14 protein-coding genes and 1 pseudogene are annotated in these 14,634 nt (G+C 60.1%); 6 read left to right on the top strand and 9 right to left on the bottom strand.

The genetic code is table 11. The features are described from left to right. Positions 1-41 precede the first annotated feature (41 nt). Positions 42-1,414 (top strand): annotated as a pseudogene (locus JFV30_RS16190) (transposase). 339 nt (positions 1,415-1,753) lie between these two features. Here the strand turns inward: JFV30_RS16190 and JFV30_RS16185 are convergent. Next, positions 1,754-2,083, bottom strand: coding sequence for a DUF6124 family protein (locus tag JFV30_RS16185; RefSeq protein ID WP_201124601.1), 330 nt, complete (start codon positions 2,081-2,083; stop codon positions 1,754-1,756). A 358-nt stretch (positions 2,084-2,441) separates the two neighbouring features. Continuing rightward, on the bottom strand, positions 2,442-3,668 hold the full coding sequence (locus JFV30_RS16180; protein WP_201124600.1) for an MFS transporter: 1,227 nt from the start codon (positions 3,666-3,668) through the stop codon (positions 2,442-2,444). Positions 3,669-3,987: 319 nt separating this feature from the next. Between JFV30_RS16180 and JFV30_RS16175 the strand changes: the two genes are divergently transcribed. After that, positions 3,988-5,247: a serine hydrolase domain-containing protein gene (locus JFV30_RS16175; protein ID WP_201124599.1), complete on the top strand. Its 1,260-nt coding sequence runs from the start codon at positions 3,988-3,990 to the stop codon at positions 5,245-5,247. Between the two features lie 219 nt (positions 5,248-5,466). Further along, complete coding sequence (locus JFV30_RS16170) at positions 5,467-5,757, top strand: hypothetical protein (RefSeq protein ID WP_169388925.1); 291 nt, start codon at positions 5,467-5,469, stop codon at positions 5,755-5,757. Positions 5,758-5,788: 31 nt separating this feature from the next. Here JFV30_RS16170 and JFV30_RS16165 read toward each other — a convergent pair whose 3' ends face one another. The 3 genes from JFV30_RS16165 to JFV30_RS16155 form a co-directional block, all read right to left on the bottom strand. Continuing rightward, entirely contained in the window at positions 5,789-6,598 is an 810-nt protein-coding gene (locus tag JFV30_RS16165; protein ID WP_201124598.1) for a helix-turn-helix transcriptional regulator, read from the bottom strand. Positions 6,599-6,603: 5 nt separating this feature from the next. Next, positions 6,604-7,143, bottom strand: a complete 540-nt coding sequence (locus tag JFV30_RS16160) for a kinase inhibitor (RefSeq protein WP_201124597.1) — start codon at positions 7,141-7,143, stop codon at positions 6,604-6,606. A 101-nt stretch (positions 7,144-7,244) separates the two neighbouring features. Beyond that, entirely contained in the window at positions 7,245-8,108 is an 864-nt protein-coding gene (locus tag JFV30_RS16155; protein WP_201124596.1) for a LysR family transcriptional regulator, read from the bottom strand. Positions 8,109-8,221: 113 nt separating this feature from the next. On the opposite strand from JFV30_RS16155, the gene JFV30_RS16150 reads away from it, so the two are divergent. Both JFV30_RS16150 and JFV30_RS16145 read left to right on the top strand, forming a co-directional pair. Further along, a complete protein-coding gene (locus JFV30_RS16150; protein WP_201124595.1) occupies positions 8,222-8,830 on the top strand; it encodes a LysE family translocator in 609 nt (202 codons plus the stop codon). A gap of 79 nt (positions 8,831-8,909) precedes the next feature. Then, positions 8,910-9,773: a sensor domain-containing diguanylate cyclase gene (locus JFV30_RS16145; RefSeq protein ID WP_201124594.1), complete on the top strand. Its 864-nt coding sequence runs from the start codon at positions 8,910-8,912 to the stop codon at positions 9,771-9,773. A gap of 75 nt (positions 9,774-9,848) precedes the next feature. Here JFV30_RS16145 and JFV30_RS16140 read toward each other — a convergent pair whose 3' ends face one another. Then, entirely contained in the window at positions 9,849-12,026 is a 2,178-nt protein-coding gene (locus JFV30_RS16140; RefSeq protein WP_201124593.1) for a TonB-dependent siderophore receptor, read from the bottom strand. A 188-nt stretch (positions 12,027-12,214) separates the two neighbouring features. On the opposite strand from JFV30_RS16140, the gene JFV30_RS16135 reads away from it, so the two are divergent. Beyond that, positions 12,215-12,658: a GNAT family N-acetyltransferase gene (locus JFV30_RS16135; RefSeq protein ID WP_201124592.1), complete on the top strand. Its 444-nt coding sequence runs from the start codon at positions 12,215-12,217 to the stop codon at positions 12,656-12,658. Positions 12,659-12,688: 30 nt separating this feature from the next. On the opposite strand, the gene JFV30_RS16130 is transcribed toward JFV30_RS16135, so the two are convergent. The 3 genes from JFV30_RS16130 to JFV30_RS16120 all read right to left on the bottom strand — a co-directional run bounded on the left by JFV30_RS16130 (position 12,689) and on the right by JFV30_RS16120 (position 14,525). Next, positions 12,689-13,315, bottom strand: a complete 627-nt coding sequence (locus tag JFV30_RS16130; RefSeq protein ID WP_201124591.1) for a LysE family translocator — start codon at positions 13,313-13,315, stop codon at positions 12,689-12,691. Between the two features lie 62 nt (positions 13,316-13,377). After that, positions 13,378-13,893, bottom strand: a complete 516-nt coding sequence (locus tag JFV30_RS16125) for an SUKH-4 family immunity protein (RefSeq protein ID WP_201124590.1) — start codon at positions 13,891-13,893, stop codon at positions 13,378-13,380. 5 nt (positions 13,894-13,898) lie between these two features. After that, on the bottom strand, positions 13,899-14,525 hold the full coding sequence (locus JFV30_RS16120; RefSeq protein ID WP_201124589.1) for a glutathione S-transferase family protein: 627 nt from the start codon (positions 14,523-14,525) through the stop codon (positions 13,899-13,901). Positions 14,526-14,634 lie beyond the last annotated feature (109 nt).

Raw genomic sequence — 14,634 nt, 5'->3', positions numbered from 1 at the left:
GCGGCAAAATCACTCCATCGGCCAGCGGGAGAGTACGCAGCATGATGGGACAGTTATCGAGTGGGCAGGATCGGCTGTTTTACTCGTTCAACCTTGAAGACCACATCCCAAAAATCATCTTCTGCGCAGCATTGATCGGTGCCTCGATCTGAGCGACCTGCGCCACTACCTCGCCGATTTCTATAGCCCAATTGGGCGTCCTTCGATTGATCCTGAGCTGATGATCCGCATGCTAGTCGTGGGCTATTGCTATGGCATTCGCTCCGAACGGCGCTTGTGTGAAGAGGCTCATTTGAACTTGGCGTATCGCTGGTTCTGCCGGTTGAGCCTTGAGGATGAAGTACCTAATCACTCTACGTTTTCCAAGAATCGACACGGCCGTTTCCGGGACAGCGATCTGTTTCGCTGGTTTTTTAATGAAGTGCTGCATCGCTGCATGGACGCGGGTCTGGTCAAGGGCGAAGGCTTTGCCGTGGACGCCAGCATCATCAAGGCGGACGCGAGTCGGCAACATGGAGCGCCTAGCGATCAAGAGATCAACTGGCGCGACCCGTCTCTGAGCACTCGTGCTGTCCGTGAATACCTCGAAGCACTGGATGAGGAGGCGCTCGCTGAAGCTCTTCCCAAGCGCTTATCGCTGACTGATCCTTTAGTCCGTTGGACGGCCGCCCCGGGTGGCCCAGCGTTTTTCGCCTATTCCACGAACTACCTGATTGATGTCGAGCATGGCGTGATCATGGATGTAGAACCGACACCGGCTCATCGAACGGCTGAGGTCGAGAGTACCAAAACCATGATTGATCGAGTCGAAGGGTTGTTCGACATCAAACCGGATCGCTTAATCGGTGACACCGCATACGGCACAGCACCGATGTTGGCCTGGATGGTGGAAGAGAAAGATATCGAACCGCATGTGCCGGTGTGGGACAAAACCGAGCGCAAGAACGACAGTTTTTCGAGCACCGATTTCCACTGGAATGACGAGGCTGAGGAGTACTCCTGCCCGGCCGGCAACCCATTGCGCAGCGAATGGAGAGCCTTAAAAAATGAGCGCTCACACGTCACCAAAGCCAACACCATCATCTTCCGATCCAGACAGACCGACTGCGCGACGTGTCCGATGAAAACCAAGTGCTGCCCGAACACTGCGTTTCGTAAGATCGCCCGCAGCGTCCATGAAGCTGCTCGGGATACGGCCCGGCGCATTGCAGCAACTCCGGCGTATCAGCGCTCTCGCCACGAACGTAAAAAGGTCGAAATGTTGTTTGCCCACCTCAAGCGCATCCTGAAATTGGATCGCTTGCGACTACGTGGCATGAGTGGCGCGACGGATGAATTCACGCTGGCCGGTGCGGTGCAGAACCTACGACGGCTGGCCAAATTTTCATCTCAAGGGCCACCAGTCACGGGATAGGTGCGCCTGCACCAAGCAAAAAACCTCAAATTAACCCAATAACAGAGCAGCAACGGTCAACGAAGGGCCGAAAAACCACTCAATGTGGTGAGTAGGCTATCTAGTGGCGGTCGTGCCTAAGTTTAGGCGATCTGAAAATCCGACTTTTTCAACAGAATCGGCCGAAAGCAGCCCTTCTGGGGGGACTTTTGGCCAAAAGCCGCTGTTGAACGTGGAATGAGCGACAACTCACTCAGTTGAAGACTGCATCGGCACTCGTCGCTGAGGCGCTGTAGATGCCTTCAGCGCCTCGGCGACTAATCGATTGAGCTATTTGAACAGCGTTGATCTAGTTCGGCTTCAGCTACAAGGCACCTCCCGATCCATCAGCTTCCCCACCAACAACACCCCCAACTCACTCAACTGGTGAATTGCCAGCGCCACATCACGGTCTTTCCCGCTCAGTTCCTCCGACAGGTCAAGCAGCAACGCGCTGACCGAGGCAAAGGTTTCATAGCTATTGGTAATCAGACTTTCACTGCTGGCATCAGATGCAACACTGAACAGCGCACCCGACGGCGGGGTAGTTTTGGCGGAGGAGGGATTGAGGTAGTGATCCAAGGCGCGCTGGGCGGCCTGGTGGAGTTTGAGATCGGGAGTTCCCGGAGGATTCGGCGTTACCTTGAACATCGTTAAGTTCCTTGCTCGGGCTTCCACCCCGTTGCTACTAAACGAGGGGGTGGCAGCTGTACGCAGGTTAGTAGACCGGGGGAACCTAACAAAAACCGGCGCGCCCGAGGGCGCCCTACGCACAGCCACCATCAAGCACAGACAAGAACGTCCGACAGATGAAGCTCATGCACACGTTAGGTTGAACCTCGGGCTACTAAACCCGATCACTGAGGTTTCAGCGACCGAGCAACCTTAGAGACGCCAACCCAGGTGCACAAGCCGGCGGATTCTGACGCAACTGTAGGCAATGGAGCAAGGTGCCGTGCTCACTGCCTCAAGCCACGGGACTGAAATCAATCAGTCCCGTTTTTCATACTCAGGCAGGCTGAGCCGCCAGGCTATTACTCACCTTGCGCCCCAACACCAGCACCGTCACAAACCCAGCGCCCACCAACGCCGTCGCCAGACTCAACAGCACCGAAGTGCCCATCTTGTCGACGATCTGCCCGCCAAAGAACGAGCCCACGGCAATGATCACCTGGAACAACGCCACGAACAGCGGCATACCACGTTCAACATCCTTGGGCGCAACCACGAACATCCAGATACTCGCGCACGCTGGGAAGGCGCCGAAGGCGAAGCCCCACAGGGCGATCAGCATCACGGCGCCGGTCATGCCGGTGGCGAAGTAGGGGAACAGGGCGGTGCTGGCGCCGATCATCAGGGCGACCAGCAGCAGGGTGTGGCGCACGCTGCGGTTGGCGGCGAAGCCGGCGAAGACGTTGCCCATCACGCCGGCCACACCGTAGAGCAGCAGCAGGGAACCAATGGTCGGGCCGTCGAAGCCGGAGCTGTTTTTGAAGAAGGGCGCGACGTAGGTGTAGGCGGCAAAGTGCGCCAGGCCGATCAGCAGTACGGCGATGAGGCCGACCCGGGCTTGTGGGTTGATGAACAGGGCCGGCAGGTCGCTGACGCGGATGGCTTTTTCCGGTTCGAGGCGGGGCAGCAGGAACATCTGTGCCAGCAGTACCGGTATGCCCACCAGTGCGGTGACGAGGAAGGTCATGCGCCAGCCCATCAGGCCGCTCAGCCAGGTGCCCACGGGCACGCCGAGGACGGTGGCCAGGGTCACGCCCATCATGATGATCGAGGTGGCTTTCGCGACGCCCACGCCCTTGGGCGCCAGGCGGCCGCTGAGGGCGATGGCCGTGGCCCAGAAGCCGCCGATGCTGATGCCCAGTAGTACGCGGCCGAACAGCAGCAGGCTGAAGTCGCTGGCGTAGGCCACCACCATGTTGGCGATGATCATGATCAGTGTCAGGCCGATCAGCAGGTAGCGACGGTCCATGGCGCCAATGCCCACCGACAGCAACGGCGCGGCGAGGGCGGCCATGATGCCGGGCAGGGTGACCATCAGGCCGGCGTGGCCGGCGCTGATACCGAGGTCGGCGGCGACGTCGTTGAGTACGCCCACCGGCAGGAATTCGCTGGTGACCAGGGCGAAAGCGCCCACGGCCACTGAGAGAATTGCCAGCCACTGTTGCAGGACGGTTTGTTGATTATGTTCGGGGAGGCCGCTAGGGGCCCGGCTTGCGCTTGGCATGGTGTCGGGTTCCGGGAGGAGATTTCGCCTGCGGACAGGCGGGAGGGAGAAAGTGGAGGCGATTATAGGAAGGGGTTCTATTAAGCCAATAGGCGACCATTTCGATAGTAATCATCAGTCTCATCGATAAGACGCCCTGAGCAGAGCGCTCGCGTGTGTGTAAACCCTCCGGATTTTCCATGGCCCGACTCCGCGCGTAATCCGGCCCGATCCCGCGCGCCAGAAAAAATCCCGCGCTGCATCCTGAACCTCGGCATGTCAGTGGTGCTGATGTGCAGCAGCGTTTCAAGACCTATCAAACAATAATAAAGAGGTGCTTATGCCCTTGCTCCATCGCCCTTCATCCCTGGTTGAACGCCGCGCGCTTAATGTGTTGCTGTGCGCTTCGACGCTCGCCCTGTCGTTGACCGCCAGCGCGGCCACCCCGGATCCCGCAAAGCCTTACCCCCATGCACAGGAACCGATCGGCGACGTGCAGGCCATCTATGACGGCAGGCTCAGCGAGGACTTGGCGGTCACTACCTTCCGTAATACCGACCGATTGTTCCCGACGCGCACGATCAAGGCGGGCGGCCATCCGTTCCCGTTACCCCGCAGCAGCCAATCACTCGGGCCGGTTGCCTTTGACTATAAAGGCAAGCACTACAGCCTCGACGACTATGTGGCGATCAACAAGGTCACCGGGCTGTTGGTGCTCAAGGACGGCAAGATCGTTGATGAGCGTTATGAAAAAGGCAACACCGCCGAGACGCGGTGGATGTCGATGTCGGTGGCCAAATCCATCACCTCGACCCTGGTGGGCGCGGCCCTGCAGGACGGCGCCATCAAGAGCCTGGATGACAAGGTCACCCGCTATTTACCGGCGTTGGCGGGCAGCGGTTATGACCAGGTTACGGTGCGCCAGATCCTGTCCATGCGGTCCGGGATCAAGTGGAACGAGCAATACACCGACCCGACCTCCGACGAACGCCACTTGATCAAACTGCGTAGCGAGCAAGTGCCCGGGTCGCTGCTGAAGTTCATGGCCAGTCTGCAAACCGCCGCGCCACCTGGCACCCGCACCAACTACAGCACCGGTGAAACCCAAGTGTTGGGGCAACTGGTGAGCGCTGCAGTGGGCAAGCCGCTGACGCAATACCTGAGTGAGAAAATCTGGGCGCCCTATGGCATGCAGACCGATGCCAAGTGGTGGCTGGACGGTACCCATGGCAATGAAGTGGGCGGCAGCGGCATCAGTGCGACGCTTGAGGATTACGGACGGTTTGGGCAGTTCGTGCTCAGCGGCGGCAAGGCCGGTGGGCAGCAGGTATTGCCCAAGGACTGGTTGAATTTTGCCAGCGCGACCACGGGTTCAGATGCGGCGTATGGTGACTTTGCGTCCATGTGGTGGCCGGGCTGGACCGACGCTTCCAAGGCGGATAAAGCCTTTACCGCGGCCGGTACGTTCGGGCAGTACGTTTACATCAACCCAACCAAGAATGTGGTGATCGTGGTGTGGCAGGCACAGACCAAACCCACGGGTGGCAAGGTGATCGACGATATGTTTGCCTTTGACGCGGTAGCCAAAGCGCTTCAGTAACCGGTTTGCCCTCGCCATGAAGAGGGCGCTCAACAGGGGACGGGTCTATTTGATTGAAAATAGACCCGTCCCTTTTTTTGTGGGTGTCGGTTCGTGGACAGGGTGATGTCAAAACAGTAGCATTGTTGAGTGTGCGCTCATGGCGGCAGCGCTGAAGCAACGGTTGCTTGTGTCGAGTAACGTCGCGAATTAATCATTGGATATTGACTGGGAGGTCACATGAAGAAGTTACTCTTGAGCGGTTCTGTTGCCTTGCTGTTAACGGGATGTACCTTTACCGGGGCTTATGAAGTGACGCCTGGCGTCTATATGATCACGAGCCATGGCAGCATCTTTAATTCCAGGGAGGGGATGCTGGAGAACATAAACCAGAAAGCGGCCAAGGTGTGTGACGGTAAGCCCTATCATCTGGAAGGTGACACTGGCGCTAATATGGTTGTCAGCACGGCCACTCATATTGGCAGTACACCAACCACCATCCTGGGTCTGAAAGCGATTTGCGAGGGGTAGAGGGGATTCGATAAACCTCGTCCCGACACCCTCACATCGCCGCCCGCAACGACCGCGGCGACAGCCCGTAATGCGACTTGAACCGCACCGCAAACCGCGATGCCGACGCATACCCGCAGGCGTTGGAAATCTCCCCAATGGAATCCCTGGAGGTTTGCAGCTGTTGCAACGCCGCCCCCAGGCGCACGTTTTCCAGGATCGACCTGAAGCTCGCATCCTCATTGGCCAACTGCCGGCGCAGGGTCGACTCCCCCAGATTCAACTGCTGCGCAACGCTGGCCACGGTCCAGTCCCGAGACAGATTGCTGCCAATCAATCGCTGCACGCGCTCGCTCAGCGGGTCGTTGCGGTCCATCAGCAACGGCCCCGCCTGGCCGGCCAGGCACAGGCACAGCAACACAGCTTCGCCATAGTGGGTGCACAAGGTCGCCGGGGCGCCGGTACCCAGTGCGGTCAGCAGTTGGTCCCAGGCTTGTCGGGTCTGTTTGTCCAGGCGCACGCACAGGTCTGTGTTCGTGTTGCCCTTGAACTGTGCGCCATACCGGGCGATGAAGTTACGCAACACCGGTACCGGAAACGACACCACGTCGGCGATGTAGTCACCCTGGGCGCCGGGAAAGTTGGTTACGCCGAGCTCGCGGCCGGCCGGCAGTAAAATCAAATGCTGTGGGCCTGCGCGCATTTCGCGCTCGTCCCACTGCATCTGTTTTTGCCCTTGGCGCACGCGGCACAGGGCCGTCATGAAGATCGGCACGCGTTGCAGGGTGTGGTGTTGCCGGGCCCTGATCACGCAGCTTTCAATGATGCTTTCCCTGTGCCGCACACCTTCGTGAACATCCATCGTGACTAGCGTCCGTAAGGGGCCGTGATTGTGGCCTTGGCCAGGCTGTTGGCATTGAGCATGTAGCCGACCAGGGCGCCGCTGGACTGATTGTCGATCGGCAGCGTGTCGACTTTCAACGCCCAAACGGTGAATTGATAGCGATGGGGTTTATCACCCACGGGCGGGCACGCGCCGCCGAAGCCGGGCTGGCCGTAATCCGTGCGGCCTTGCACGGCACCGGCCGGCAGGTGGGCACCGACATTGCTCGGCAGGCGGGTGACGGTGGTGGGCAGGTTGACCACGGTCCAGTGCCACCAGCCGCTGCCGGTCGGGGCGTCGGGGTCGTAGACGGTGATGGCAAAGCTTTTGGTGCCCGCCGGGGCGTTGCTCCAGGACAGGGCAGGGGACGTGTTGCCGCCGCTGCAGCCGAAACCATTGAATTCCTGCAGGCGCGTCAGCGGGCGCTGGTCGGCGATGTCCGGGCTGCCGAGGGAGAAGCTGGCGGCGTGCCCGCTGGCGGCCATGATCAGGGTGATCGCGGGGGCAAGTGCTTTGAGTTTCATCGCGGTGATATCCAGGCGTGGGTTGAGCCTTGATGCTAAATAACACCTGGACGCGGCACTGCGCCGAAGTGCTCGATGATTGTGCCGAAACGCTCTGTGCACTAAGGCTGAACCCTCAACGTGCGGATGATAAACGCATGCAGGCTGTTGACCGCCTTGGATCCGCGAGACGCCCGGCTGCGCAGGATCGAAACCTCCATGGGCTCAATGCTGCTCAGGCCGTGCTCGTCACCCAGAACCTGCAGCGATTCCTGCACGGTGCACTGGGTGATCGCCGCAATCGCCAGCCCGCCCTCGACGGCAGCCACCAGGCCGGCAAGGCTGGAGCTGTTGTACACCACCTTGAACTCGCGCCCTTGTTGGGTGAGTGCGTTCACCGCATACCGCCGGGCCATGCTGGCGCTATCGTAGACGGCGATGGGGAGCAGGTCGCGTCGCCACAGTTCGAACTGGGGTGAGCCGACCCAGACCATGGGCTCCTTGAACAGGAGGGTGCCGCTCTGGGGCGAGTCTCTGGACACCAGCGCCAGGTCAAGGTCGCCGCTGCGCAACTGCGGGATCAGCGTGGTCGACTGTTCACAGGTCAGTTCAATTTCCACCCCGGCGTAGCGCGGCGAATAGCGCTTGAGCAGCGGCGTGAGGTACCGGGCCGCGTAGTCTTCCGCGACGCCCAGGCGGATGCGCCCGGTCAGTTCTTCACCGTGAAACGCCGCCTGGGTCTCGGCGTGCAGGGCGAGCATACGCCGGGCGTAGCTCAGCAGGGTCTGGCCGTCGGCGGTCAGTTGCAGGTGCCTGGGGCCTCGGCTCAACAACTGCCGCCCAAGGGCCGCCTCGAGTTTCTTCATCTGCATGCTGACGGCGGACTGCGAGCGGTTGACCTCGTGGGCGGCGCCCGACAGCGAGCCGGCGTCCACCACGGCCACAAAGCATTTGAGCCAATCAAGTTGCAAATCACTGGCCGGCATCGCGGTGACCTCTATTCGTTAATCGAATGGCTAAGGCCTGAATTATGCGCTTTTCATGAGGGTTTGTTCACCCGCAAGATTCTGCCCAGAACCAACACCTACTGGATCGGACCATGCCCTTTGATACCTGGCTGCTTTACGTGGTTACCTGCTTCGGCATCGCGGTGGTGCCAGGGCCCAATGCGTTATTGGCGCTGACCCATGGCGCCCTTCATGGCAGCCGCAAAACGCTGTTCACCATCACCGGCGGCGTGCTCGGTTTTGCGTTGGTGCTGGCGCTGTGTGCGTTGGGGTTGGGAGCGCTGATCCAGGCGTCGGCCAGTTTGTTCACTGCCCTGAAGGTGGCGGGCGGGCTGTATCTGATCTGGCTGGGCTTCGGGCTGTGGCGGGCGGCACCGGTCAGCCTTGAGGCGACCGGCACTACCAGCTCGCGGGGCTGGCCGCTGTTCCGCCAGGGGCTGGTGTCGGCCATTTCGAACCCCAAGGCGTTGCTGCTGTTCACCGCGTTCATTCCACCGTTCCTGGACCCGCACCGGAACATCATCGCGCAGACGCTCACCATCGCGCTGACCTACGCCGTGGTGGAGTTCATCGTTGAGTACCTGGTGGCCAGCGCCGCGCACCGGGTTCGGCCCTGGCTGGCCAGAACCGGGCGCCGGTTCAATAAGGTGTGTGGCGGGTTTTTTGTGCTGTTCGGGTTGGCCCTGCCTATCCATGCCTGAGCGTACATCGGATTCCTTTCCGCCAGCCTTCGGGATCGGGCTATGATCGGCCAATCCGAACCAGACGCCCCCAAGACCTATGCCCGTTGACCTGCAAGCCCTCTATCCCAAACTGATCCACCTGATGCTGGATACGGTGTTCGTGGTCGACAGTGAAAACCAGATCGTTTTTGTCAGTGATGCCTGCGAAGCGTTGCTCGGTTATCGCGCTGATGAGTTGACCGGCACCCCGATCACAAACTACATGCACCCTGAAGACCTGGCGCGCACCCGGGCCTCGATCGTGCGGGTCATGAATGGCAAACCCCATGTCGACTTCCGCAACCGTTACATCCGCAAGGATGGCAGCGTCGTGCACATCCTGTGGGCGGCCTTCTGGTCCGAGGAAGTGGGGGCGCGGATCGGTGTTGCGCGGGACGTAACCGCCCTGACGCAGGCGGAGGAAGAGCTGCGTTTCCTCGCCCATCACGACCCGCTGACGGCCCTCACCAACCGCTCGCTGTTCAATGACCGGCTGGACGAGGCGCTGCAAGCCGCCCGTCACCACAAAAGTCCTCTGGCCTTGCTGTTTCTGGACGTCAATGACTTCAAGGGCATCAATGATGTGCACGGGCATGCCGTGGGCGACCGCGTGCTCTGCGTGATTGCACGACGGCTGGAAGGGTGTGTGCGTGAGAGCGACCTGGTGGCCCGGATGGGCGGGGATGAATTCACCGTGCTGCTGACGGATATCCAGTCACCGGAAGCCGTGTCGGCGAAAGTGCAGCAGATACTTGCGGTGATGGCCCAGCCCCTGAGCGCTGAGTTTGGCGCGGTTAAGATGCCGTCCTGCAGTATCGGTGTAGCGTTTTACCCAGCGGATGGGGCAGATGCCGACAGCCTGCTCAGCCACGCGGACGGCGAGATGTACCGGGTTAAGCGGCAGCGGTTTGCAGTGGAGTGATGGGCTAAACCAACGGCAAGTTCGACGCAGGGTCAGAATCACCCAGGCTAAGGCGCATCCCTGCGCCAATGCCACTTAGAAGGTGTACTTCGCCGTCACCATCATGTTGCGCGGGCTGCCGTAGGTATCGCCGCCATACTTTACAGAGTTGGATATAGACGAGTAGTACTTGCGATCAAAGATGTTGTTGGCGTTGAGCTGCAGGTCCAGATGCTGGGTAACCTTGTAGCCCGCCATCAAGTCTGTAACCGCATAGGCGCCTTGTTTAAGCCGGTAGGTGCTGCCATCCGCCAGTGCGATATCGTTATACAGCCGGCTCTGCCAGGCGACGTTGCCGCCCACCCGCAGTTTTTCCAGAGGGCCCTGGAATTGATACTGGGTAGTCAGCTTGAACAGGTGCTCTGGTGTGTCCGAGTCGAATCGCTGGTTCACGTTCTGCGGGTTGGCGGCGTCCTTGAGGATGACCACGTGGGCGTAGGTATAGCCAGCGCCGACCTGCCAGTTCTCGGTCAACGCGCCTTGCAGTTCGAAGTCGATACCCTGGCTGCGAATCTCGCCGGAAGCCGCCGAGCACGAGGCTTGCGGGCAGTTGCTCACCAATGCATCCACGGCGCGGTTTTCCTGGTCGATTCGGAACAGCGCCACGCTCGCATTCAGTGCACCGCCCAGGTATTCACCCTTGATGCCGACCTCGTAGTTCTTGCCAACGATGGGCTTGAGCGGGGTGCCGGAGACATCCTTTTCGCTCTGCGGCGTGAAGATGTCGCTGTAGCTGACGTAGACCGAGTGATGGTCGTCCAGCTCGTAGATCAGACCTGCATAGCGGGTGAGGTTGCGGGTGACTTTATAGTCGCCGTCGCCACTGCGGTTGTCGTAGTCGTACCAGTCCAGGCGGCCGCCGAGGATCAGCTTCAGCGGGTCGGCCAGGCTCAGGCGAGTGGTGACGTAGAAACCGTCCTGAGTGGTGACTTCGTGATCGTTGCCGGTGTGGACAAAGTCCGGCTTGCCTGCATTGAGCGGCCAATTCAAGTCGTACGGCGAGTAGTTGTGGGTGGTCAGGTCGTAGATGCGCTTGCTGGCGCCCACCACCAGTTCATGGGTACGCCCGAAAGCCTCGAAGGGGCCGCTGGCAAAGGCGTCCACGCCGGCCTGGTTTTCATCATAGGAGGCCTGATAGACCGTACGGGCCAGTGTGTTGTTGACCCAGCGCGACTGGTAGGAGCCGGAGAACAGTGCGTTCTGCTCGGCATAGTTGGCGTTGACCTGAAGCTTCCAGTCGTTGGCCAACTGATGACGTACTTCGGCGAAGATCGTGTTGATCTCCTGGTCCTTGTCCTCCCAATCGGTGCCGGGGTTGTAGGAGCGCGACAGGTTCAAGTGATGGCCATCAAGGCCGACCATTGAAGAGCCCCAGAAGTAGTTGGTTTTGTCCTTCTGGTGCGAGAAGCCGAGGGTCAGGGTGGTGTCTTCGCTCAGGTCGGCTTCGGTGACGGCGTAGAACAGGCCGTGATCTTCCTCGGCCCGGTCCACGAAGCTGTTGGCGTCGCGGTACGACGTGATGACCCGGCCACGCAGGGTACCGCTGTCGTTCAACGGGCTGGAGGCGTCGAGCTCGCCACGGTAATCGTCCCAACTGCCGGCGCCGCCGGTGAGGGTGACTTTCTGCTCGTCCAGGGGCCGCTTGCGGATCATATTAATGGCTGCCGAAGGGTTGCCTGCACCGGTCACCAGGCCGGTGGCACCGCGTACTATCTCCACCCTGTCGAACATCGCCAGGTTCGGCTGGGCGCCGATCGACACACCGTTGTAGCCGCTCGGGATGCCGTCGTACATGAGGTTGTCGATGTTGAACCCGCGCGCAGAGTAAGTCTGCCGGCCGGGGCCGCTGGAGAAGTCGAGGAACAGTCCGGGGGTGGCCTTTACCACATCGTTGATGCTGGTCATGGCCTGGTCATCCATGCGCTGGCGCGTAATCACGGTGACCGCCTGGGGCGTTTCGCGCATGGTCAGCGGGAGCTTGGTCGCCGTCGACATGGCGCCCGTGGTGTAGGAGTTGGAGCCTTCGGTAATGCTGCCCAGTTGGGTGCTGGTGATTTCTGTGGCGCCCAGCTCCAGGGTCGATGATGCAGTGTTCTGCGGCGAACTGCTGCTGTCATCGGCGAAGGCGGGTGCGAGGGTGGCCATGCAAATGGCCATGGCCAAAAGGTCACGAGAAGGGTTGAGATAACGCGGCGGGGTGGCACACGACGACATTGCAGACTCCTGTATTGATAATAATTATGAGAATCATTATCAATAAGTATCTCAGGATTTGTCGTAGCGAAAAAGCGTGTTACGCAAAAAGTTAGCGGGCGAAGGAGAATCACGGTGGTTGACCCAGGCCGATTCCTTCGCCTTATCATGTGACGCATCGCCCTGTTCATTACCCAAAAGGCACCAGGATGGCTCTCAGATTAAGGCCTGCATGCGTTACCGATCTTCCTTCGATCTACAGGGGAGAGCAGGACTATATCCGGCGCTGGGAGCCCGGCCACGAAGAGGCGTGGCGGCTGCAGTTGGAGCGGCATCTGACTTGCTGGGTAGAGAACTTTGACCGCCTGACCGTGGCGATCATTGAAGAGCAGTTCGCCGGCTATTGCTTGTGGACACCGGAGCAGGACTGCGCGGAGCTGTGCACGATCAACGTCAGTGAAGCGTACCGGCGAAGGGGGATTGGCCAGGCTTTGGTCGACGCTTATGCCGTCGCGGCAAGGCAGCACGGCTTCACGTGTTTGAGGTTGAGCGTGAGGCCTGATAACCCGGCCCGGCTGCTGTACGAGCGAGCCGGTTTTGTGTGCGTGGGGAGTGGAGCCAATGATTATCTGCGATACGAGTCGCAAGGGTGATCGTGCCTGGCGCCAAGCACAACGACGGTCCTACCGCTGCTGAAACGCTATTTTCAGCCCCAACCCCATGAACAACGTACCAATGATCTTCCCCTCCCAACGGCGCAGCCTTGAAAGCCCCACCATCCATTGGCTCAACGGACGGATCGCCACCGAAATCAGGGTGGTGTACACCGCACTGAGCCCTGAGAAGATCAACCCCAGCACCGCGAATTGAGCCAGGGAAGAACCCGATTCCGGGTGAATGAACTGCGGCAGGAACGCCAGGAAGAAAATTGCGGTTTTCGGGTTCAGCACTTCCGCGCCCACCGCCTGGAAATACGCCTGGGTCGATGTCACCGTGGGCAGGTCTTTGCGCGTGGTCGCACCCGGCTTGGCCATGAAGGCGCGTACGCCCAGGTAGATCAGGTAACAGGCGCCGACGACTTTCACCACGTTAAACGCCACGGCCGAGGTCATCAGGATCGCGGACAGGCCCAGTGCTGCGCACAGCGTGTGGATCAGGTCGCCCGAGGCAACGCCGAGTCCGGTGGCGATCCCGACCTTGCGCCCGCCCTGGAGGGTGCGGGTGATCACCAGCAATACAGCCGGGCCGGGGATCAGGAACAGACCGATGACCACGGCGATATACGTCAGGATGGGGGCGAGGTCGAACATGCTGGGTTATCTCAAAGTTGTATGCGCCCTACAGTTATCCCTATCCAGGGCGTTAAATCAATTCAACAAAGCTCTTCGCTGACCGCGTCGGTCCACATCGCACCCGGCACTGCCGCTGCGGGGTCAACCCGCTCGATTTCAGCCAGGCATCGATCAATCCTGCCGTCACGCAGATGCTCCTGGAAGAGGCACAGGCACTGCGCAAATTGCATCAAGGTCGCATTGATGAAAACACGCTCGTTATCGAAGTCATGGTTGAAGCAAACGACCTCGCGGCTTCGACGATCGATTGCCAAAACGTCCCCCGATCCGTTGTGCCCAAGTGGGAAATAGTCCTCGCTAAGCCCGTACACCGTCAGCCGGTGGGCGATTTGCGATGCGCTGTAGGCTTCAAAACTCAGGAAGGGGGCGGCGTCGCGCGGAAGTCCCTGTTTGAGCAGGAACTGCGAGTCTTGTGGCGCCAGGGCACTCACCTGGCCAGCCTCGTAGACGACAAATTCGCCAAGGCACAGGTCCAGTTCCGGCGGCACGAACGGCAGCGCCGCTATAAATCGTGCCTTGAAGTCAAACCCGGTCATGTTCTTTATTTCGCAAACGCATATTCCCCGCCCTGTTCCAGTGCCTTGCGATACGCAGGCCGTTCCTGGAACCGTTGCACCCACGCCGCCACATTCGGGTACGCCTGCAACTTGCCCTGGGCCCGGGCGATTTCGCCGATGAAGCTCATCTGGATATCCGCGCCGGTCAATTCCTCACCCACCAGGTACGGCGATCGCCCCAACGCGTTGTCCAGGTAACCCAGGTGATTGGCCACCTCGGACTCGATACGCGGATGCAGCGGCGCGCCGGCATCACCCAGGCGTCCGACATACAGGTTGAGCATCAGCGGCAGCATGGCCGAGCCTTCGGCGAAGTGCAGCCATTGCACGTATTTGTCGTACGTGGCGGTGGCAGGGTCGGGTTGCAGGTGACCGTGGCCGTGGCGGCGAATCAGGTAGTCGATGATGGCGCCGGACTCGATGACCACCTGGGCTCCGTCTTCAATCACCGGTGATTTGCCCAGGGCATTGATGGCCTTGAGTTCAGGTGGCGCGAGGTTGGTTTTCGGGTCGCGCTGGTAGCGCTTGATCTCGTAGGGCAGGCCGAGTTCTTCGAGCAGCCACAGGATGCGTTGCGAACGGGAGTTGTTGAGGTGGTGGACGGTGATCATGGTGGCTCCGCTGGGCGAGAATAGGGGCGTATAGGCACAGACCGCTGTGGCGCTGTGGAGTGCCGTGAATTAAATGTGCTTCGATGACGGCATGAAAGATGGATAATCA

The organism is Pseudomonas sp. TH32 (assembly GCF_016650855.1).
Taxonomy (GTDB): Bacteria; Pseudomonadota; Gammaproteobacteria; order Pseudomonadales; family Pseudomonadaceae; genus Aquipseudomonas.
This window is presented reverse-complemented; position numbering and strand designations above follow the sequence as displayed.